21 protein-coding genes are annotated in these 19,472 nt (G+C 66.9%); 7 read left to right on the top strand and 14 right to left on the bottom strand.

The features are described 5' to 3' along the window. The first annotated feature begins 82 nt into the window (after window positions 1–82). A complete protein-coding gene (locus tag OE647_RS02650; RefSeq protein ID WP_263720094.1) occupies window positions 83–1,246 on the top strand; it encodes an alpha-hydroxy acid oxidase in 1,164 nt (387 codons plus the stop codon). Here OE647_RS02650 and OE647_RS02645 read toward each other — a convergent pair whose 3' ends face one another. After that, window positions 1,247–2,422 carry an MFS transporter gene (locus OE647_RS02645; RefSeq protein WP_263720093.1) on the bottom strand — a complete coding sequence of 392 codons (1,176 nt, stop codon included), beginning with the start codon at window positions 2,420–2,422 and terminating at the stop codon, window positions 1,247–1,249. A 2-nt stretch (window positions 2,423–2,424) separates the two neighbouring features. After that, complete coding sequence (locus OE647_RS02640; RefSeq protein WP_263720092.1) at window positions 2,425–3,606, bottom strand: MFS transporter; 1,182 nt, start codon at window positions 3,604–3,606, stop codon at window positions 2,425–2,427. Between the two features lie 173 nt (window positions 3,607–3,779). On the opposite strand from OE647_RS02640, the gene OE647_RS02635 reads away from it, so the two are divergent. The 4 genes from OE647_RS02635 (at window position 3,780) to OE647_RS02620 (ending at window position 6,675) form a co-directional block, all read left to right on the top strand. Further along, window positions 3,780–4,391 (top strand): 50S ribosomal protein L25/general stress protein Ctc, encoded by a 612-nt coding sequence (locus tag OE647_RS02635; protein ID WP_263720091.1) that lies wholly within the window; start codon window positions 3,780–3,782, stop codon window positions 4,389–4,391. A gap of 151 nt (window positions 4,392–4,542) precedes the next feature. Continuing rightward, window positions 4,543–5,247 carry an aminoacyl-tRNA hydrolase gene (pth, locus tag OE647_RS02630; RefSeq protein WP_263720090.1) on the top strand — a complete coding sequence of 235 codons (705 nt, stop codon included), beginning with the start codon at window positions 4,543–4,545 and terminating at the stop codon, window positions 5,245–5,247. Further along, window positions 5,244–6,287: a DUF2332 domain-containing protein gene (locus tag OE647_RS02625; RefSeq protein WP_263720089.1), complete on the top strand. Its 1,044-nt coding sequence runs from the start codon at window positions 5,244–5,246 to the stop codon at window positions 6,285–6,287. The genes pth and OE647_RS02625 overlap by 4 nt, the downstream gene beginning before the upstream one ends. Window positions 6,288–6,297: 10 nt before the next feature. Beyond that, a complete protein-coding gene (locus OE647_RS02620) occupies window positions 6,298–6,675 on the top strand; it encodes a DUF2237 family protein (protein ID WP_263720088.1) in 378 nt (125 codons plus the stop codon). Here the strand turns inward: OE647_RS02620 and OE647_RS02615 are convergent. From OE647_RS02615 to ihfB, 8 genes are all read right to left on the bottom strand, one after another. After that, window positions 6,672–7,211: a helix-turn-helix transcriptional regulator gene (locus OE647_RS02615; protein ID WP_263720087.1), complete on the bottom strand. Its 540-nt coding sequence runs from the start codon at window positions 7,209–7,211 to the stop codon at window positions 6,672–6,674. The genes OE647_RS02620 and OE647_RS02615 overlap by 4 nt on opposite strands. 27 nt (window positions 7,212–7,238) lie before the next feature. Next, window positions 7,239–7,679, bottom strand: coding sequence for a hypothetical protein (locus OE647_RS02610; protein WP_263720086.1), 441 nt, complete (start codon window positions 7,677–7,679; stop codon window positions 7,239–7,241). A 111-nt stretch (window positions 7,680–7,790) separates the two neighbouring features. Further along, window positions 7,791–8,294 carry a PepSY domain-containing protein gene (locus OE647_RS02605; RefSeq protein WP_263720085.1) on the bottom strand — a complete coding sequence of 168 codons (504 nt, stop codon included), beginning with the start codon at window positions 8,292–8,294 and terminating at the stop codon, window positions 7,791–7,793. Window positions 8,295–8,546: 252 nt separating this feature from the next. Further along, complete coding sequence (gene trpB / locus OE647_RS02600; RefSeq protein WP_263720084.1) at window positions 8,547–9,779, bottom strand: tryptophan synthase subunit beta; 1,233 nt, start codon at window positions 9,777–9,779, stop codon at window positions 8,547–8,549. A gap of 12 nt (window positions 9,780–9,791) precedes the next feature. Next, entirely contained in the window at window positions 9,792–10,238 is a 447-nt protein-coding gene (locus OE647_RS02595; RefSeq protein ID WP_263720083.1) for a GNAT family N-acetyltransferase, read from the bottom strand. Continuing rightward, window positions 10,235–10,873, bottom strand: a complete 639-nt coding sequence (locus tag OE647_RS02590) for a phosphoribosylanthranilate isomerase (RefSeq protein ID WP_263720082.1) — start codon at window positions 10,871–10,873, stop codon at window positions 10,235–10,237. The genes OE647_RS02595 and OE647_RS02590 overlap by 4 nt, the downstream gene beginning before the upstream one ends. Before the next feature lie 49 nt (window positions 10,874–10,922). Beyond that, a complete protein-coding gene (locus OE647_RS02585; RefSeq protein WP_318527927.1) occupies window positions 10,923–11,282 on the bottom strand; it encodes a LapA family protein in 360 nt (119 codons plus the stop codon). 9 nt (window positions 11,283–11,291) lie between these two features. Further along, window positions 11,292–11,573 (bottom strand): integration host factor subunit beta, encoded by a 282-nt coding sequence (gene ihfB / locus OE647_RS02580; RefSeq protein WP_263720081.1) that lies wholly within the window; start codon window positions 11,571–11,573, stop codon window positions 11,292–11,294. Between the two features lie 303 nt (window positions 11,574–11,876). On the opposite strand from ihfB, the gene OE647_RS02575 reads away from it, so the two are divergent. Further along, window positions 11,877–12,953 carry a M14 family metallopeptidase gene (locus OE647_RS02575; protein WP_263720080.1) on the top strand — a complete coding sequence of 359 codons (1,077 nt, stop codon included), beginning with the start codon at window positions 11,877–11,879 and terminating at the stop codon, window positions 12,951–12,953. Between the two features lie 70 nt (window positions 12,954–13,023). Here the strand turns inward: OE647_RS02575 and rpsA are convergent, their stop codons facing one another. The 4 genes from rpsA to aroA all read right to left on the bottom strand — a co-directional run bounded on the left by rpsA (window position 13,024) and on the right by aroA (window position 17,469). After that, window positions 13,024–14,703, bottom strand: coding sequence for a 30S ribosomal protein S1 (gene rpsA / locus OE647_RS02570; protein ID WP_263720078.1), 1,680 nt, complete (start codon window positions 14,701–14,703; stop codon window positions 13,024–13,026). A 350-nt stretch (window positions 14,704–15,053) separates the two neighbouring features. After that, window positions 15,054–15,533 (bottom strand): hypothetical protein, encoded by a 480-nt coding sequence (locus OE647_RS02565; RefSeq protein WP_263720077.1) that lies wholly within the window; start codon window positions 15,531–15,533, stop codon window positions 15,054–15,056. Then, the gene (locus OE647_RS02560) at window positions 15,530–16,123 is read right to left on the bottom strand and encodes a (d)CMP kinase (protein ID WP_263720076.1); all 594 of its coding nucleotides are present in this window, start codon (window positions 16,121–16,123) and stop codon (window positions 15,530–15,532) included. The genes OE647_RS02565 and OE647_RS02560 overlap by 4 nt, the downstream gene beginning before the upstream one ends. Further along, on the bottom strand, window positions 16,120–17,469 hold the full coding sequence (gene aroA, locus OE647_RS02555) for a 3-phosphoshikimate 1-carboxyvinyltransferase (RefSeq protein WP_263720075.1): 1,350 nt from the start codon (window positions 17,467–17,469) through the stop codon (window positions 16,120–16,122). Before aroA ends, OE647_RS02560 begins: the two co-directional genes overlap by 4 nt. 249 nt (window positions 17,470–17,718) lie before the next feature. Between aroA and OE647_RS02550 the strand changes: the two genes are divergently transcribed. Further along, window positions 17,719–19,365, top strand: coding sequence for a CxxxxCH/CxxCH domain-containing protein (locus OE647_RS02550; RefSeq protein WP_263720074.1), 1,647 nt, complete (start codon window positions 17,719–17,721; stop codon window positions 19,363–19,365). Window positions 19,366–19,472: the final 107 nt, after the last annotated feature.

Raw genomic sequence — 19,472 nt, 5'->3', positions numbered from 1 at the left:
CGGGAAATTGCCGCAGCGCCGGGAAAGCGTTGCGGAAACCTTCTGAAATCGGTAAAGAAAAATTACCAATCCGGAGGCACCCATGCCCGTGATCACCAATATCGACGACCTGAAGAAGATTTACCGGCGGCGCGTCCCCCGGATGTTCTACGACTATGCCGAAAGTGGCAGTTGGAGCGAACAGACCTTCCGCGACAACGTCTCGGATTTCGCCGAGATCCGCCTGCGCCAGCGCATTGCGCGCGACATGACCGGCCGCAGCGTCGCGACGCAGATGATCGGACAGGATGTCGCCATGCCGGTCGCGCTGGCCCCGGTCGGGCTGACGGGGATGCAGAACGCCGACGGGGAGATCAAGGCCGCCCGCGCCGCGGAGAAGTTCGGCGTGCCCTTCACCCTGTCCACGATGTCGATCTGCTCGATCGAGGACGTGGCGCAGCACACGACCAAGCCGTTCTGGTTCCAGATCTACACGCTCAACGACGACGACTTCAACGCGAAGATCATCAACCGCGCCAAGGCCGCGGGCTGTTCGGCGCTGGTCATCACGGTTGACCTCCAGATCCTGGGGCAACGGCACAAGGACCTGAAGAACGGCCTCTCCGCGCCGCCCAAGTTCACCATCCCGACGATGCTGAACCTGGCCACGAAATGGGCCTGGGGGTTGGAGATGCTGGGCACCAAGCGCCGCTTCTTTGGCAATATCGTCGGCCATGTCGAGGGTGTGGATGACCCCACGTCGCTGTCCGCCTGGACGGCACAGAAGTTCGACCATGCGCTCGACTGGGGCAAGATTGCCAAGCTGCGCGACATGTGGGGCGGCAAGGTGATCCTGAAAGGGATCCTCGATGCCGAGGACGCCGAGCATGCCGTGGGCGTGGGGGCCGATGCGATCGTGGTCTCCAACCACGGCGGGCGGCAGCTGGACGGCGCGCTGTCCTCGATCCGCATGCTGCCGGAAATCGTGGCGGCCGTGGGCGAGCGGACCGAGGTCTGGATGGACGGCGGCATCCGCTCGGGCCAGGACGTGCTGAAGGCGGTGGCTTTGGGTGCCAAAGGCACGATGATCGGGCGCGCCTTCGTCTACGGGCTGGGCGCGATGGGCGAAAAGGGCGTGACGACGGCGCTCGACGTGATCCGCAAGGAGCTTGACACCTCCATGGCGCTCTGCGGCGAGCGCGACATCGCGGCGGTCGGGCGGCACAACGTCCTGCTCCCCAAGGGGTTCCTGGGCGCCTACAGCTGACTAGCGCCGCCGCGCCTCAAGCCGGGCAAGGTATAGGACGACGGGCAGGATCGCGGCCATCAGGACCGCGATCCCGCCAAAGGCCCAACGCAGCCCCAGTGCGGCGGACACCTGCCCCATCATGGACGGGCCGATGAAGAAGCCCGCGAAGCCGAAGATCCAGGCGCGCGACAGGGCCAGCCCGCGCTGGTCGGGGCGCACGAGCCGGCCGAGGATGGTGTTGGCCGAGGGCACCATGACCGCAGCCCCCAGCCCCAGGAACGCCACCCCCAGGACGCCAACCCATGGCGCCCAGGCGATGGCCGTCACCACCGCGCCAAAGGCACCGACGGCCGCCGACCAGGCGATCAGGGCGCCCTCGCCCAGGCGTGCGGCGGCCACCTGGCCGCCCATGCGCCCGATCCCCATCGTCAGGCCCAGCATCGCGGGGCCGTAGCCGCCGATGCCGACCGCGGCGCCCAAGGTCCGTTCGATATGCAGCGCCGACCAGCTGTCGGTCGCGTTTTCGCAGATGAAGGCCAGGAACAGGATCGCGGCCACCGGCAGGACCACGCGCGCCACCCCGTCCGAGTGCCCCGCCCCCTCGGGTGCGGAGGGCGCGGCACGCCAGCCCGCGCCCTCCGCCGTGCCAAGGGACAGAAGCAGGATCGCCAGCGCCGAAAGCGGCAGGAAGACCTCCGGCGGCCAGCCTGCCCGCCGCGCCTCGGCTGCCGCGAAGGCGGCGATCGCGAAGGCGAAGGAAAAGGCCGCGTGGCAGAAGTTCATCAGGTGCAGGCCCTGTGCGGCCTCCTCCAGCGACAGGCGGATGTTGGCGGTGATGTCGATCATCGCGATCGCCGCCCCCATGAAGAAGAGCGCGACCGCCAGACCGGCCGTATCCGCCGCCAGAAGCGGCGAGAGCGAGATCGCGGCCGCCGCGACGCCAGCCACCGGCGTTGTCGCACGTCCGAAACGGGCCAACACGCGCGGGGCCGCCTGCATCGAGACGATGGAGCCCACCGCCGCCATCATCAGCGCCAGCCCGAAAGCGCCGTCCGGCGCCCCGATCCGCGCCTTGATGTCCGGGATATAGGCCGCGAACGTGCCCCAGAAGACCCCGACCGCCATCAGCGCCAGGCTCGGCGCACGCGAAAGCCGTGCCACCGTGACCAGCGATGCCGCACCCCCCGCCGCCATCCTCAGGCAACCCCAAGGGGCGGTCTGTCCGCCGCGCGCCCCGGCGTGCCCGATGCCAGCAGACGCGGAAAGAGCGCCAGCACCGCCAGAAGGACCGCCGCGATGCAAAGGAAGGCCACCCGCAGCCCGAAGAGCTCTGCCACCAGCCCCAGCGCGGGCGGGCCGAAGAAATAACCGAGATAACCCAACGTCGTCGCCCGGGCGATCATCAGCGCCCGCCGCCCGGGGTCCGAAAGCCGCCCCACGACCGAAAAGGCCGTCGGCGCGATGACCGAGGTGCCGAGCCCGGTCACGACAAGCCCCAGATGCACCGCCAGCGGCGAGGGAGCAAGCGCCGTCATCACCATGCCAAGCGCCGCGACCACCACGCCCCAGCGCATCAGCCGCACCTCGGCCACGCGGGCGACGATGACCTGTCCGACCGTCCGGCCAAGCCCGGCGGTTAGCGCCAGGGTCGCGGGGCCAAAGCTGCCCTCGCGCACCGACCCGCCCAGCGTCCGCTCGATATGCAGCGCCGACCAGTTTTCGGCGGCGTTTTCGGACAGGAAGGCGATCAGCACGATCAGCCCTCCCCAGACCGGCAACATCCCGAGCCGCCCGGTCAAACCTGTCGCCCGGTCGAAGCCGTTGATGTCCGGCCCGCGCTCGGCCGTCAGGACCGAGAGGACCGCGACCGTCAGCGCGACCGTGCCCAGGATCTCCCCCGGGCCGTAGCCGGCAGCGCGCGCAAGCCCCGTGGCCACCGCAGAGCCGGCGTAGCCGAAGGAATAGGCCGCGTGGTTCAGGTTCATCAGGTGCAGCCCGTGCGCGATCTCCAGCGCGCTGACGCGGGCGGTCATGGTGACATCCAGGAACCCGTTGCTGGCGCCCACGGCCATCATCGAGAGCGCGAAAAGGAAAGGCACCGCCATCCAGCCCGGAAGCAGGAACGCGAGGCCAAGCGCCAGCGTCGAAAGCGGCAGGACGTGGCGGCCCAGGTGGGGGGCGAGCTTCGGCGCCAGCAGCATGGCCGCGACCGCCGCGAGGGGCGTGGCGAACAGGAGCGCGCCATATTGCGCGTCCGATGCGCCCAGCATCGCCTTGATGTCCGGCACCATGGCCGCGAAGGCGCCCCAGACCATGCCCATCGCGGCGAAGGCGACAAGCGGCGCGCGTGCAAGTCGGATCTGGACCAGAAGCGGCATGATGGTTACTCCGTACCTTTCGCTTCTAACCCGGCGGATGGCGCGCGCACTAGGCCAGCCGCGACACGCGGCCTTGCGTTTTTGCGCTTCCAATCGCCGCGTTTTGCCTCTATAGCCCCCCGCTCATGGGCATGCACCCTTGGAGGATGCCCTTAACTTGAATGGAGAGACCAATGGCTGGTGAGATCCCCGATCTTATCGCCGCGGTACGGACGGGGACAGGCAAGGGGGCCGCTCGTCAAGCTCGTCGTGAGGGCAACGTACCCGGCATCGTTTACGGCGGCGGCGCAGAGCCCCTGCCGATCAACATCCAATACTACTCGCTGCTGAAGCGCCTCAAGGCGGGCCGCTTCCTTCAGACGCTTTTCAACCTCAAGGTTGAAGGCCAGGAAGACGTGCGCGTGATCTGCCGCGGCGTGCAGCGCGACGTGGTCAAGGACCTGCCGACGCATGTGGACCTGATGCGCATCCGCCGCACCACCCGCATCAACCTTTTCATCCACGTCACCTTCGTCAACCATGACAAGGCGCCGGGGCTGAAGAAGGGCGGGACCGTCACGATCGTCCGTCCGGAAGTCGAACTGGAAGTGACCGCGGGGGACATCCCCGATCACATCACCGTCGACCTGACCGGCCGCGAAATCGGCGACGTGATCCACATCGGCGACATCGAGCTGCCCTCGGGCGCGAAGCCGACCGTGGCGCGCAACTTCGTGATCGCGAACATCGCGGCGCCTTCGGGCCTGCGGTCGTCGGAAGACGAAGAGACCTCGGAAGAAGCCTGATCCGCCATCAGGCGACAGGATTGAGACGCAGGGCCCCCCTTGGCCCTGCGTTTTCGTTTCCGGCGCGCCCTCTGACCGGGCCCCGGCGGCCAATGGCGTTGCAGAACCGCCCCCGCCCCCCTAGCTTTTGCGGCAGCAAAGGAGCCACCCCATGCGGCTTTTCGTCGGCCTTGGAAATCCGGGGCAGAAATATGCGGGCAACCGCCACAACATCGGCTTCATGGCGCTGGACCGGATCGCCGAGGACCACGGCTTTGCCCCGTTCCGCGCCAAGTTCCAGGGCCTGTTGAGCGAGGGGCGGTTGGGTTCGGCGCGCGTGGCGCTGCTCAAACCGCAGACCTTCATGAACCTGTCGGGGCAATCCGTGGGCGAGGCGATGCGCTTTTACAAGATCGAGCCCGAGGCCGTCACCGTCTTTCACGACGAACTGGACCTCGCCCCCGGGAAATGCCGGGTAAAGATGGGCGGCGGCCATGCGGGCCACAATGGCCTCAGGTCGATCCACGCCCATATCGGCGAGGGCTACCAGCGCGTGCGGCTCGGCATCGGCCATCCCGGCCACAAGGACCGGGTCGCGCCTTATGTTCTGTCGGACTTTGCCAAGGCCGACGCGGACTGGCTCGACGATCTGATGCGAGGGCTGTCGGACGGTGCGGCCGCGCTGGCCGAGGGCGATGCCGCGCGGTTCCAGAACGCCGTTGCGCTGCGCACCGCGCCGCCACGCTCCTCGACCGGGGGCGCGGGCACAGCACCTGCAGCCGCGAAGGCGACGCCCCCTGCCCCGGACAAGGCCCCAGCGGCGGAAGACCCCGATCCCCGCAGCGCCCTGCAAAAGCTCATGGACCGCTTCCGGTGAGCTCGCGCCTGCGCGACGCCTTCCGCGAACAGGGGGAAAGCTGCGCCGCGCTCGGCTCCCCTTTCATGGCGCGGTTGATGACGCTACTGGGCGCGCGGCTGCAGCCGGGAACGCCCCTTTCCGACCGGCTGTTCGCCTGGCCGGGCGACGTCGGCCCGCGTGGCGCCTCGGTCCCTCTCAGGCTGGCGGGCGCCCTGCACGCGCTGCGCCTTTCGGGACACGGCGAACTGACGGCGGTCTATCCGCCGGCCACCGTCGACGATGAGACGCTATGGCGGGCGATTGAGCGCGCGCTGGCGACCGAGGCCCAAACGATCGGGCGCTTCATCGACAGCCCACCCCAGACGAACGAGGTGCGCCGCGCGGCGGTGCTGGTGGCACTTGCCCACTGGCTTGCGGCGCGCGCGCCGCTGCCAATCAGGCTCCTCGAACTGGGGGCGAGCGCGGGGCTGAATCTGAGCTTCGACCGTTTCGGGGTTGAGCTTGGCGGGCACAGGCGCGGCGCCGAAGCGCCGGCCCTGATCCTGCGCCCCGACTGGCGCGGCACACTTCCCCCCGCGTCACCCTTCACAGTGGTCGCGCGGCAAGGCGTGGACCTTGCCCCCATCGACATCGGCCAGGCCGGGGACCGGCTGCGCCTGCGCGCCTACCTCTGGCCGGACCAGACGGAGCGCCTGGCGCTGACCGATGCCGCGATCTCGGTCGCCGGGCCGCCGCCTGCGAGGGGCGACGCCATAGACTGGCTCTCCGGGCGCTTGGCCCCGGCACGGGGGACGCTCCTCCTGGTCTATTCGACGGTGGCCTGGCAGTATTTCCCAGTGCCGTCCCAGTCCCGCGGGCGTGCGCTGATCGAAGCCGCGGGCGCCGCGGCCACCGCCGATGCGCCGCTCGCCTGGTTCGGGATGGAGGCCGACGATGCGACGCCCGGCGCGGGCCTGGCATTGCGGCTTTGGCCCGGCGACCTTAGGATTGATCTGGGCCGCGCCGATTTCCACGGGCGTTGGGTGGATTGGCGCGCCCCTGAAGTTTCCTGGCCCTGAAAGGTCCGCGATGATCAAGATGGACGACAGCATCAATGTTCTGGGCGGTCCGTTGGAACCCTGCTCGACCGCACCGCTCACCGGCTTCTTCCGCGACGGGCATTGTAACACCTGCGCCGAGGATCGCGGTAGCCACACCGTCTGCGCGGTCATGACGGCCGAATTCTTGGCCTATTCGAAGTATGTGGGCAACGATCTGTCCACCCCCCGGCCCGACCTGCGTTTTTCGGGCCTGAAGCCGGGCGATCGCTGGTGCCTTTGCGCCGCGCGCTTCATGCAGGCGCACGAGGAAGGCTGCGCGCCGAACGTCCATCTTGCCGCGACACACAGCCGGGCGCTCGAAATCGTGCCGCTGGAGGTGCTGACCGGATATGACGAAGGCCGCTAACCCACCTTCTGCCGGGCGCGCGCCATCGGGGTTTCCTCCATCAGATCCTCGATGAAAAGGCTCAGAAGCTGGGGTCGCCCCGCGACGCCCGCCTTGCGGTAGATCGCGTTCGTCTGCGCCTTGACCGTCCCTTCGGAGGTGCTGCGCAGGCTCGCGATCTCTGCCGTGCTCATGCCCTTGATCGCGAAAAGCGCGACATCCTGTTCGGCCGGGGTCAGGCCCCAGTCGTCGAAGCGCTCGGCCAGAAGCTCCATGAAGGCGCCGGAGGCCTGGCGCAGCTTCTCCTCCGCCCGGCGGCGTTCGCGGTTGCTGTGGTGGATGACCGTGGCCCCGAGTGCCAGCCCCAGGACCAATCCGACGGACGCGCCGATCTCAAGATATTCGCGCGTCTGCCAGGGGATCGGAGAGGCGTAGATGTTGAACACCGACAGCACGATGTCGGAGACGAAGAAAATCGCGCAAATGGCTTGAACCAATAGAATTATGACAACGACGATCTTTCCTGTCACCCCGACCTCGCCTTGGTTTCGGGGCATCTGGCGCAACGCCTGGGCACCTGTGGATCAGTCATCGTCACCCCCACTGGGGCCGGAGTTGTCGGATGAGCCGGAGCGATCCTCCTCCTCGCGGTCGTCGTCGGACTTGTCGTCGTCGGCCTTATCATCGTCGGACTTGTCGTCGTCATCCTTATCGTCGTCGGATGCGTCCGGGCCGCCGCGAATGATCGACATGTCCTCGTCGGCCGTGGGCTGGGCGCCGGAAACCAGCGACCAGTAGTCGCGCAGGATTTCCCCGGTGCGCGGGTTGACGATGATCTCTCGCTGATATTCCGGGCTGCGCGCGACGATGCGCTGACGCCCCAGAAGCGTCCGCGTGACGGCGATCGAGGTATAGCCCTGCGCGCGCAGCTGCGCCGTGATATCGGCGACGATATCAAGCGCAAGGGCCGGTCCGGCCGCAAGTGCCGCGGCCGTCGCCAACAGAAGGAAATGCCGTCGCTTCATCGCTTCTGGCCTCGGGCGGAACTGGCAGAGTTCGGTGCCACTATCGGAAAACCACGGGGATGGCGCAAGCCCGGGCGGTGCCGCGCCCCGGCCGGGGCGCGGCCGCCGGGATCAGTCGTCGTCACCGCCGCCGTGATCGTCGCCGCCGCCGCCATGGTCATCACCGCCGCCGCCATGGTCATCGTCATGGTCGTCGTCATGATCATCGTCATGGTCGTCATCGTGATCGTCGTCATCACGGCCGGAATGATCTTCATCGTCATCGTCATCGCTGCCCGAGTGACTGTCGTCGTCGCCGTCGTCAACGAAGTTCTTGTCCTCATTCTCGACCTCGATGCCGGGGTCCACCTCGGAGCCCTGCCCCGCGTAGACCTCGCTTTTCAGCACCTCGCCGGTTTCCTTGTCGTAGACGACTTCCAGCTTGTCCGTGCCGTTCGAGGCCTCTGCCTTGATCTGGGTCGGGCCGACCTTGACCTCGATGCTCGTGTAGCCCTGGGCCTGGAGATCCGAGATGACCTCGTCGGTGGTGATTGCCAGTGCGGGGCCCGTGGTCGCGATGACGCCCGCCGCCGAGAATGCGGCGAAGGCGGAGGTCAGCAGAAGAGTCCTGAACATGTCTTTTCCTTTCGTTGTCCTTTGGTGCGAAATCCGTTGATACGGGGCGCGCCGCCAGACCGGCGCACCGTCATCAAGGCGAGAACGGCGAACATGGGAAATCTGCCGGACGTTTAGGCTCGCGTCTCTAGGCCCCAAGGCTAAGGCGCATAAACCAGGGTTTATGGCGGCATTCCGCCGGTGTTCGCGCCATGCAAAACGAAAAAGGGCGCCCACCAGGGCGCCCCTTGGACGTGTAGGATGTGCGGTCGGTCAGGTCTTGACCTCGACACCCAGGTGCTTGGCGACAGTGAAGATGTCCTTGTCGCCGCGGCCACACATGTTCATCACGATGATGTGGTCCTTCGGAAGCTCCGGCGCGATCTTCATCACATGGGCCAGCGCATGGCTGGGTTCCAGCGCCGGGATGATCCCCTCTTGCGCGCAGCAAAGCTGGAAGGCGCCAAGCGCCTCCTTGTCGGTGATCGAGACGTATTGCGCGCGGCCCGTGTCGTGGAGCCAGGAATGTTCCGGCCCGATGCCGGGATAGTCGAGCCCGGCCGAGATCGAGAACCCTTCGAGGATCTGGCCGTCCTCGTCCTGAAGCAGGTAGGTGCGGTTGCCGTGCAGAACGCCCGGACGCCCGCCAGTGAGGCTCGCGCAATGCTCCATCCGCTCGTCCACGCCCTTGCCGCCGGCCTCGACGCCGATGATGCGGACCGAAGGGTCATCAAGGAACGGGTAGAAAAGCCCCATGGCGTTCGACCCGCCGCCGATCGCGGCGACGACCGTATCGGGCAGGCGACCCTCACCCTCCTGCTCGGCCAGTTGCCAGCGGACCTCCTTGCCGATGATCGACTGGAAGTCGCGGACCATCGCCGGATAGGGGTGCGGGCCGGCGACCGTGCCGATGCAGTAGAAGGTGTCGCGCACGTTGGTCACCCAGTCGCGCAGCGCGTCGTTCATCGCGTCCTTGAGCGTCCCGCGCCCCGAGGTGACGGGCACGACCTCTGCCCCCAAAAGGCGCATGCGGAAGACGTTCGGCGCCTGGCGTTCGACGTCATGAGCGCCCATGTAGACGATGCACTTCAGCCCGAACTTGGCGCAGACGGTCGCGGTCGCCACGCCATGCTGGCCCGCGCCGGTTTCCGCGATGATCCGGGTCTTGCCCATGCGCCGCGCCAGGATGATCTGGCCCAGGACGTTGTTGATCTTGTGCGCGCCGGTGTGGTTCAGCTCGTCGCGCTTCATGTAGATCTTGGCGCCGCCCAGATGCGTCGTCAGCCGCTCGGCGTAGTAAAGCGGCGAGGGGCGGCCCACGTAGTGCTTCCAGAGCCAGTCCATCTCGGCCCAGAAGGTCGGGTCGGTCTTGGCCTTCTTATACTCCGCCTCAAGATCGAGGATGAGCGGCATCAGCGTCTCGGACACGAAACGCCCGCCGAAGATGCCGAACCGGCCCTGTTCGTCGGGTCCGCTCATGAAGCTGTTGATCAGGTCCTCGGCCATGGTCGCCTCCTCTCAGTTCAGATCGCGTTTATAGCCAATGTGGGATGGGGTAAAGCCAAGGCGTTCGTAGAAACGATGGGCATCGGGGCGGGTGCGGTTGGTGGTCAGCTGCATCAGCCCGCAGCCGGCCGCGCGGGCGCGGGCCTCGGCGTCACGCATCATCGCGGCGCCAGCGCCCTGTCCCCTGAGGCCGGAGGCCACGCGCACCGATTCCACCTGCGCCCGCCGCGTCGCGCGCAGCGACAGGCCAGAGATGAAGGTGATCTGGTAGGTGGCGACGATGCGCCCCTCCTGCTCGCCGACGATCAGGTGGTTCGCGCCCTCTGCCCGCATTCGATGGAACGCGGCCAGATAGGCGGCGTCCGCCCCCGCCTCCCGGGTCGCGCCCAGAACGTCGTCCACAAGCAACGCGACGACCGCGGGCACATCGGCCTCTTCCGCAGGGCGGAAGCGGATCATGCCAGCGCGGCCTTGCAGAAGGCACGGATCAGGCCCTCGTCCTTCACCCCCGGCGCCGTTTCGACGCCGGAGGAGACATCGACCTGCCGCGCATTGGTGGAGCGGATGGCGAGCGCCACGGTCTCGGGCGTGAGGCCGCCAGCCAGCATCCAGGGCCGCCGCCAGACCCGGCCCAGCATCAGCCGCCAGTCAAAGGCAAGCCCGTTGCCGCCGGGCAGCGCTGCGCCCTTCGGGGGCTTGGCATCGACCAGGATCTGGTCGGCGACATTCTGGTAAAGATCGAGCGCCGCGAGGTCGCCCGGCTCGGCTACCCCGACCGCCTTCATCACCGGCAGGCCATAGCGCGCGCGCACCTCCACCACCCGCTCGGCGCTTTCCGAGCCGTGAAGCTGGAGCATGTCGAGCGGCACCGCACCGGTGATGGCATCAAGCTCCGCATTGGTCGCATTCACCGTCAGCGCCACCTTGGCAACGCCTGTCGGCACCGTCAGCGCCAGCGCGGCCGCATCCGCGATCGCGAGGTGACGGGGCGAACGCGCGAAGAACACGAAGCCCACATAACGCGCGCCCGCCTCGGCGGCGGCGGCGACATGGGCGGGCTCCCGAAGGCCACAGATCTTGACGGCGATGTCCATGGCTGCGCTCTAGCGGATTATCGGCCGTCGCACAAACCCCAAGCAGGGTTCAGCGCGCGCCCTTGCCTTCGACCAGGGCCAGGACGTCGTCCTCGGGCTCCGCCTTGTCGGCCTTCAGGCGGTCAACCTCGCGCGCCAGGCGCCCGGCCTCGCGCCGGTGTTGGGACGCGGCGCTGCGGTGCTTCGCCTCGCGCAACCATTCCCAGACGAACCCGATCGCCAACCCCGCCACGATGCCCGCGAAAACGACAAGGAAAAGCGGCATGCGCAGCGACAGGCCGAAGCCGAAGAAGCTATCGACCTCATCGGGGACAAGCTTCAGCAGCACCGGCTCCCGGTTCGCGGACGCGACGGCGAGCAACACGAGGCCCAGAAGAGCAAGGAAAAGCCATTTCAGAACGCGCAGCATGGTACCGGATCATTCACCGTTCAGGCGGTCTCGCAGCAGTTTGCCGGTCTTGAAGAAGGGGACGTGTTTTTCGTCCACCTCGACCGAGGCGCCGGTGCGCGGATTGCGCCCCTGGCGCGAGTCGCGCTTCTTCACCGAAAACGCACCGAAGCCCCTCAGCTCCACCCGATCGCCACGCGCCAGCGCGCTCACGATCTCTTCGAAGATCGTGTTCACGATCCTTTCGACGTCGCGCTGAAACAGATGCGGATTCTCGTCGGCGATCTTCTGGATGAGTTCCGACCGGATCATTCAACTCCCCCCTGCGCATACGGCACAATATGCCGCCGCCACAATTTTCTTCTTTGGCCCGACTATAGGGCCAAATTCAAAAGCGACAAACAGGAAAGCCCTTGGAAAAGCAGCATTTCCCCGTCGTTAACCTATTTTAGCGCGGCTTTTCACCGCGATCCCGGAAGCCGCAGTGCAGCATTTACGCGCGTAAAAGCTTTGCCGCGCGGCTCGCCAAAAAGACTCTATCCTGATTCGTCTTCCGGCGCGCTATCGTGATCGGGCGAGGCCGCGGGGCCAGGGCCGCCAGGGGGGGCGCTGCGCATGGACTGTTTCGGCGAAACCTATGCCCAGTCGCGGGCCGCCTTTCGCGGTGCCGCGAAAGCGGCAGGCGCGCGGTGCTTCCAATACGGGCGCGACGACCTGCTCGGCGCGGAGGGAGAGGCGCTTTGCGTCGATGTGGCGGTGCTGGGGCGCGACGACGCCCCGCGGGCGGCGCTGGTCATCTCGGGCGTGCATGGGGGCGAGGGGTTCGCGGGCGCGGCCATCCAGACCGGCTGGCTCAGGAAGCATCCGGGCGCCACCCTGGCGGAGGATCTGCGGCTGGTCCTGGTGCATGGCGCAAACCCCTGGGGCTTCTCGCACATGCTGCGAACGACTGAGGCGAACATTGACCTCAACCGCAACTTTCGTACCGCCTGGCCTGCCCCCCACAACCAGGCCTACGCGGCGCTGGCGCCGTTCCTCCACGCCCGCGACCTGGATGCGGGCGACGACCTCAGGGCCTGGCGCGACTACGTTGACTATCTGGACCGGAACGGCTGGGACATCGAGGGGCGCGCGATCTCAGGCCAGTCGCAGGCGCCCGAGGGGCTTTACTATTGCGGAACCGGACCCGACTGGGCCAACCGGACCTTCCGGCGCATCCTGACGACCCATCTGGCCGGCGCGGCCTGGATCGGCTTCATCGACTTTCACACCGGGGTCGGGGATTACGGCGAGGTGGTACACCTGATCTTCGCACCGCAGGGAAGCGAGGCGCGTGCGCAGGCCATGGCCTGGTGGGGGCTGGCGAGGGACGGCGCCTCCGGCTTCCGGGCGCGCTCCGTTCCGCCCTACGAGGGGCTGCTTTGCGGGGCCATCGGGCAGAAACTTCCCGGCGCGCGCATCGCGGGTTCGGTCATCGAGTTCGGGACCGGGGACGCGGCAAGCGTCTTCCGGCAGGACCGGATGGAACGGTGGCTTCGGTTCAAGGGGCGCGATGCCCCGGATCAGGCCGCCCTGCGCGCCTGCTGCCGCGACGCGGCCAGCCCGCGCAATCCGGGCTGGCGGGCCTTTGTGCTGCGCGAGGGCGTCCAGCAGATCGACCGCCTGCTTTCAGGACTGGCGGCCTGGACCTGACCCTGTTGGAAACGCAAAAGCCCCGCGCGTTTCCGCGCGGGGCTTTCCGTCCGGCCAATCGGCCTGACGATTACTTCTGACCCTTGAGCGCGGCGCCCAGGATGTCGCCGAGCGAGGCGCCCGAGTCGGAGGAACCGTACTGTTCGACGGCTTCCTTCTCTTCGGCGATCTCGCGCGCCTTGATCGACACGCCCAGCTTGCGGGTCTTGCTGTCGACGTTGGTGACGCGGACATCGACGTGATCGCCAACCTGGAAGCGCTCGGGGCGCTGGTCGGCACGGTCACGGGCCAGGTCCGAACGGCGGATGAAGGACTTCATGCCATTGTACTCGACCTCGATGCCGCCGTCCTCGATCGCGGTGACGGTCACGGTGATGACCGAGCCACGCTTCACGCCGTCAACGGCGTCAGAGAACGTATCGGCGTCCAGCGCCTTGACGGAGAGCGAGATGCGCTCCTTCTCGACGTCCACTTCGGTGACCGCGGCCTTGACCACGTCGCCCTTGCGGTAGGACTGGATCGCCTCTTCGCCGCGCTGATCCCAGCTCAGGTCGGAGAGGTGGACCATGCCGTCGATGTCGTTTTCCAGGCCGATGAACAGACCGAATTCGGTGATGTTCTTGACTTCACCTTCGATCATGCTGCCGACCGGGTGGGTCTCGGCGAAGACTTCCCACGGGTTGCGCATGCACTGCTTGAGGCCAAGCGAGACGCGGCGCTTCGCGGTGTCGATCTCGAGCACCATGACGTCGACTTCCTGCGAGGTCGACACGATCTTGCCCGGATGGACGTTCTTCTTGGTCCAGGACATCTCGGAGACGTGGACAAGGCCCTCGACGCCGGCTTCCAGCTCCACGAATGCACCGTAGTCGGTGATGTTCGTGACGCGGCCCTTGTGGATGGAGCCGAGCGGGAACTTCGCCTCGACCGAATCCCACGGGTCGGACTGAAGCTGCTTCATGCCGAGCGAGATGCGGTGGGTTTCCTTGTTGATCTTGATCACCTGGACCTTGACGGTCTCGCCAATGTTCAGGATCTCGGACGGGTGGTTCACGCGGCGCCACGCCATGTCGGTGACATGGAGCAGACCGTCGACGCCACCGAGGTCAACGAACGCACCGTATTCGGTGATGTTCTTGACGACGCCATCCACGACCTGGCCTTCGGACAGGTTGCCGATAACCTCGGCGCGCTGCTCGGCGCGGGACTCTTCGAGGATCGCGCGGCGCGACACGACGATGTTGCCCCGGCGGCGGTCCATCTTGAGGATCTGGAACGGCTGCTTCATGCCCATGAGCGGGCCGGCATCGCGCACCGGACGGACATCGACCTGGCTGCCCGGAAGGAACGCCACGGCGCCGCCCAGATCGACGGTGAAGCCGCCCTTGACGCGGCCGAAGATGGCGCCATCGACGCGCTCTTCGTTGGCATAGGCCTTCTCAAGACGGTCCCAGGCCTCTTCGCGGCGGGCTTTCTCGCGGCTGATGACGGCTTCGCCGCGGGCGTTCTCGACGCGGTCGAGATAGACCTCGACCTCATCGCCCACCGCGATCTCGGGGGCCTGGCCGGGGGCTGCGAATTCTTTCAGATCGACGCGGCCTTCCATCTTGTAGCCGACGTCGATGATGGCCTGGCCCGCCTCGATGGCGATGACCTTGCCCTTGACGACCGAACCTTCGTCCGGGGTGTCGATCTCGAAGCTTTCGTTCAGGAGGGCTTCGAATTCCTCCATGGTCGCTTTAGCGCACATGCGTTTTCAGTTCCTTTTCAACATGTTTTCTGGCCATGCGGTTGGCTCCGCCGGTCTTTGGTTTCGCGTCTTTCGGGCACACCACCCGGACAAAGACACAGGGCCGCAGCGTGACGCCCGACCCTGCACTGCCCGTCTCGTTGGCTTCGATCGCCTTATTGGACGGCTGCGTCTATAGTGAGTTCCGGCCCCCGAGGCAAGCCACAAAGGCCGGATGCCGCCTGCGCGCCAGACATTCGCAAGTTTTCGGACGATCTCTATCGCCAACTCGGAAACTGGTCCGCACATGTCGGTAAGGACAAGACGCAGCCAATTATGATACGCCCCCCGAGATCCAACAGGCCAAGGCGCTATTGCACCGTCAGTACACCAAGATAGACAAGCCGTACGCCACCAACCTCTGCATCACGCGGGCTTGTGAACCAGCCGGGCAGAGTTCCACCTTGTGAGAAAACCATGACAAATGCGTTGGCGGTCACCCCACGCGCAACCGCACGTCGGTCAAATTCAGCACCCCATTGATCGACAAAGCTGTTCCCGACGAAGATTTCCCGAGCTGGCCCATGGTGAGCCGACCAGCCACACTCGACGAAATCGTCATCATACCACGTCATTGACTGACATGCTGCAAATGGGGTCAGCGGCGCATTGTCTCTTTCGTCCTCGTCCTCAAGGCCCCAAAAATCTCGGTCGTCAAAAAGCGCGGCCCAGACGTTCTGATCCTGCGCTTCTGCCGCCCAGACCTGCGCGGTGCCAAAGGGATCAGAGGAGGCGGTATCAGCCGGCACAATCCCCAGCACTTGGCCAAGGCGAGAGACAAGCCCCTTCATTGCCGAACACCAAGTGCTTCGGCAATGACCCGGCAAGCAACATCAACGGCCGCATTGATCGAAAGGACCGTCGTGTCGATAACAACCGCATCCTCAACCGCCTTGAGCGGTGCCGTGGCGCGTTCCGCATCCCTTTTGTCACGCTCGATCACCTCTGCCAGAACCTGCGCCTCATCTCCGCCGACTTCCAGCCATCGGCGATGGGCGCGGACCTCGGCGCTGGCGGTGACGAAAAGCTTCACCTCGGCCTCGGGGCAGATCACCGTGCCGATGTCGCGCCCGTCCAGGACCGCGCCACCCTCGCGCCGGGCGAAGCTGCGCTGGTAATCGGTCAGGGCTGCCCGCACCTCGGGGATCACCGCGACGCGGCTCGCGGCCTGCCCGGCTTCAAGCGTGCGCAGGTCGTCGCGGGTCAGGTCGGCATCTGACAGGGTTAGCGCCGCCTCGACCGGGTCACCGCCCTTGGCACCCACGGCGCGGTAAAGAAGCCCGGTGTCGAGATGGGCGAAACCGAAACGCTCGGCCACAGCGCGCGAGATGGTCCCTTTCCCCGCCGCGGCCGGCCCGTCGATGGCAACGGTGAAGATCATGCGCCCGTGCGCGCGACCTCGGCGCCCAAGCCGCGCATCAGGCCCTCGAACACCGGGAAAGAGGTCGCGATCGGCGAGCCGTCGTCGATGCTAACGGGCTTTTGCGAAGCGAGACCGAGGACCAGGAAGGACATCGCGATCCGGTGGTCGATATGGGTCTTCGCGGTCCCGCCGCCGGGCACGCCGCCCGCGCCCATCCCGTGGACGATCAGCGTATCCTCATCCTCCTCGATGCGCACGCCCATGGCCTCAAGGCCCCGCGCCATCGCGTCGATACGGTCGCTTTCCTTGACGCGCAGTTCCTTGACCCCGCGCATGACGGTCGTGCCCTCGGCGCAGGCCGCCACGACCGACAGCACCGGATATTCGTCGATCATCGAGGCCGCGCGCTCCTCCGGCACCTCGATCCCCTTGAGGGCGGAGAAGCGCACGCGCAGGTCGGCCACGGGTTCACCGCCCTCTTCTCGGGGGTTCTGGAACTCGATCTCGGCGCCCATCTCCACCAGCGTGGTGTAAAGGCCGTTGCGGGTCGGGTTCTGGCTGACGCCGGGCACCGTGATGTCGGAGCCCTCGACGATCAGCGCGGCGCAGACCGGGAAGGCGGCCGAGGAGGGATCGCGCGGCACCGCCACGGTCTGCGGCTTCAGTTCCGGCCGCCCCGTCAGGGTGATGACGCGCCCCTCCGTGGTGTCCTCGACGCGGACCTCGGCGCCGAAGCCGCGCAGCATGCGTTCGGAATGGTCGCGGGTCGGTTCCTTTTCGATCACGACGGTTTCGCCCGGCGCGTTAAGCCCGGCCAGCAGCACCGCCGACTTCACCTGGGCCGAGGGCATCGGCACCGTGTAGCGCACCGGCACCGGATCGGCCGCGCCGACGACCGTCATCGGCAGCCGCCCGCCCTTGCGCCCGTAGGATCGCGCGCCGAACAGCGCCAGCGGATCGGTGACACGGCCCATCGGGCGCTTGCGCAAGGAGGCGTCGCCCGTAAAGGTCGCTGTGATCGGCGATGTCGCCATCGCGCCCATGATCAGGCGCACCCCGGTGCCGGAGTTGCCGCAGTCGATGACCTCGGCCGGTTCGGCAAAGCCGCCGACGCCGACGCCGTGGACGGACCATTCGCCGGCGCCAAGCCGCGTGACCTCAGCCCCGAAGGCCCGCATCGCCTTGGCGGTGTCGAGCACGTCCTGCCCCTCCAGCAGGCCGGTAACCCGCGTCTCGCCAACGGCCAGCGCGCCGAGGATCAGCGAGCGGTGGGAAATCGACTTGTCGCCCGGAACCTCGGCCACGCCCCTCAGGGGGCCGGACCTGCGGGCGGTCATCGCGACGGGCTCACCATGGGCGGACATTCGGAACTCCCTTCAAAATCCGCATCGCTGATAGCGCAAGCGACGGGGGGCGTCCATGGGCATGGTGCCCGGAACGCAGGCGCGCCAGAGCTGCGGCAATATGCGGCATTGGGGCGACACAGATCGCGGCATCGCCTCATGCCCTGCAAAATCGTTGACCCAAAGGAAACGATTACCTAACGTCATCATATAAGCGGATAACCGCCCGGCATTTCGAAAAGCTTCGTGGGACAGTTTGGAGAATTCGGCATGATCTTTGGGCCCTTTGAGCCGGCGCATCCCATCGTGGGCCGCGCCCTTCGGACCAGCCGGGAAGCTCTGTTCATCCTTTGCGGCCTTGTTGTTGCACTGCTGGTGATGGCCGCGACGCCCGCCGCCGCGCAGGACAGCGCGAACTCCATGCCCGGCTTCGATCACGTCCAGGCCGGCGGCATTCCGCTGACCGGACGCCACGCCGAGATCTTCTGCGAGGCCTGCCACGTCAACAACACCACCAAGGGCACGCCTAGCGACTGCGTGGCCTGCCATGACGGCGGTCTGGCGCGCGGCAAGCCCGCCTCTCACCCGCCGGTCGGCAACAACTGTCAGGATTGCCACACCTCGCGCAACTTCGTGCCCTTCGCCTTTGATCACACGCAAATCACGCAGGAATGCGCGACCTGCCACAACGGGTCAAAGGCGCGCGGCAAACCCGCGAACCATATCCCCGCCAGCGACAGCTGCGACAACTGCCACGTCACCACCAACCGCAAGGACGTCCGCGTCGATCACCGCGACGTGCTGGGAAGCTGCGCTTCGTGCCACAACGGCGTGACCGCGCCCGGCCAGCCGGCGAACCACATCCAGGCGCCCGACGATTGCGCGGCCTGCCACGGAACGCTGACCTTCGCGGGCGGCGCGGTCGATCACCTGCTGGTCGATCAGCCCTGCGCCAACTGCCACAACGGCACGACTGCGATGGGCAAGCCCGTCGATCACATCCCGGCGCCGGAAACCTGCGACACCTGCCATTCGCCGTTCTTCGAGCGCAGCTTCGCGGTGGTGAACCTGGACCATGACGCAGTCCCGGGCGCCTGCGCGTCCTGCCACTTCGACGGCAACCCCTGGGGCGCCGAATCCCAGCCGCCGAGCCACCCGCCGGTCTCGCAGGACTGCGCGGAGTGCCACAACACCATGGCCTTCTCGATCGGCCGGACCTTCCAGCACTCCGAGACGACGGAGCCCTGCGCGGCTTGCCACTTCAGCGGCAACAGCTTCGGCGCGCCCGCGCAGCCGGCAAGCCACATGGCCACCACCGACGACTGCGCGGCCTGTCACGGTTCGACCGCAAGTTTCACCGCTTCGCTGAGCGTGGACCATGCCGAGGTTGTCGGCGACTGCGCCTCGTGCCACTTCTCCGGCAACACCTGGGGCGCGCCTGCCAAACCTGGCGACCACATGTCAACCTCGAACGACTGCGCGGCCTGCCACGGCTCGACCACAAGCTTCACCGCTTCGCTGAGCGTGGACCATGCCGAGGTTGTCGGCGACTGCGCGTCGTGCCACTTCTCCGGCAACACCTGGGGCGCTCCGGCCCAGCCGGGCGATCACATGCCGACCTCGACCGACTGCGCGGCCTGTCACGGCTCGACCACAAGCTTCACGGCATCGCTTGACGTGGACCACGCCGAAGTGATCGGCACCTGCGAGGGTTGCCACTTCTCCGGCAACACCTATACCGCCGACACGCCGCCCTCCTGGCATGAATCCATCGGGATCGCCACGGATTGCGCCGGTTGCCACACGAGCACCGATACATGGTTCAGCTACTCCGGCGTCATGAGCTGGATCGATACAAACCTGCCCGGCGGCCGCGGATCCCTGAGCGACCCGGACGACTGCAGCTACTGCCACTAGGTAAGAGGGTTGCGGCCCCTGGAATATCGCACCGCCACGTCGGGGCACCGGGCCGGAACCCAGATTGACAGTTGACATTGCGGCAAGCCCCCGGAAGCGGGGCACCC

Source organism: Albidovulum sediminicola (assembly GCF_025751575.1).
Taxonomy (GTDB): Bacteria; Pseudomonadota; Alphaproteobacteria; order Rhodobacterales; family Rhodobacteraceae; genus Albidovulum; species Albidovulum sediminicola.
Note: the sequence above shows the minus strand (reverse complement) of the source record. Positions and strands in the feature narration are given on the sequence as shown.

Bases quoted from the DNA above. Each gene is read 5' to 3' on its own strand.
- aroA (WP_263720075.1), bottom strand. From the start codon at position 17,469: ATGTCCGCCCATGGTGAGCCCGTCGCGATGACCGCCCGCAGGTCCGGC.
- OE647_RS02640 (WP_263720092.1), bottom strand. From the start codon at position 3,606: ATGCCGCTTCTGGTCCAGATCCGACTTGCACGCGCGCCGCTTGTCGCC.
- OE647_RS02565 (WP_263720077.1), bottom strand. From the start codon at position 15,533: ATGAAGGGGCTTGTCTCTCGCCTTGGCCAAGTGCTGGGGATTGTGCCG.
- trpB (WP_263720084.1), bottom strand. From the start codon at position 9,779: ATGGCCGAGGACCTGATCAACAGCTTCATGAGCGGACCCGACGAACAG.
- OE647_RS02610 (WP_263720086.1), bottom strand. From the start codon at position 7,679: ATGAAGCGACGGCATTTCCTTCTGTTGGCGACGGCCGCGGCACTTGCG.
- OE647_RS02550 (WP_263720074.1), top strand. From the start codon at position 17,719: ATGATCTTTGGGCCCTTTGAGCCGGCGCATCCCATCGTGGGCCGCGCC.
- OE647_RS02585 (WP_318527927.1), bottom strand. From the start codon at position 11,282: ATGCTGCGCGTTCTGAAATGGCTTTTCCTTGCTCTTCTGGGCCTCGTG.
- ihfB (WP_263720081.1), bottom strand. From the start codon at position 11,573: ATGATCCGGTCGGAACTCATCCAGAAGATCGCCGACGAGAATCCGCAT.
- OE647_RS02590 (WP_263720082.1), bottom strand. From the start codon at position 10,873: ATGGACATCGCCGTCAAGATCTGTGGCCTTCGGGAGCCCGCCCATGTC.
- OE647_RS02615 (WP_263720087.1), bottom strand. From the start codon at position 7,211: ATGCCCCGAAACCAAGGCGAGGTCGGGGTGACAGGAAAGATCGTCGTT.
- pth (WP_263720090.1), top strand. From the start codon at position 4,543: ATGCGGCTTTTCGTCGGCCTTGGAAATCCGGGGCAGAAATATGCGGGC.
- OE647_RS02645 (WP_263720093.1), bottom strand. From the start codon at position 2,422: ATGGCGGCGGGGGGTGCGGCATCGCTGGTCACGGTGGCACGGCTTTCG.
- rpsA (WP_263720078.1), bottom strand. From the start codon at position 14,703: ATGTGCGCTAAAGCGACCATGGAGGAATTCGAAGCCCTCCTGAACGAA.
- OE647_RS02620 (WP_263720088.1), top strand. From the start codon at position 6,298: ATGATCAAGATGGACGACAGCATCAATGTTCTGGGCGGTCCGTTGGAA.
- OE647_RS02650 (WP_263720094.1), top strand. From the start codon at position 83: ATGCCCGTGATCACCAATATCGACGACCTGAAGAAGATTTACCGGCGG.
- OE647_RS02595 (WP_263720083.1), bottom strand. From the start codon at position 10,238: ATGATCCGCTTCCGCCCTGCGGAAGAGGCCGATGTGCCCGCGGTCGTC.
- OE647_RS02605 (WP_263720085.1), bottom strand. From the start codon at position 8,294: ATGTTCAGGACTCTTCTGCTGACCTCCGCCTTCGCCGCATTCTCGGCG.
- OE647_RS02575 (WP_263720080.1), top strand. From the start codon at position 11,877: ATGGACTGTTTCGGCGAAACCTATGCCCAGTCGCGGGCCGCCTTTCGC.
- OE647_RS02635 (WP_263720091.1), top strand. From the start codon at position 3,780: ATGGCTGGTGAGATCCCCGATCTTATCGCCGCGGTACGGACGGGGACA.
- OE647_RS02560 (WP_263720076.1), bottom strand. From the start codon at position 16,123: ATGATCTTCACCGTTGCCATCGACGGGCCGGCCGCGGCGGGGAAAGGG.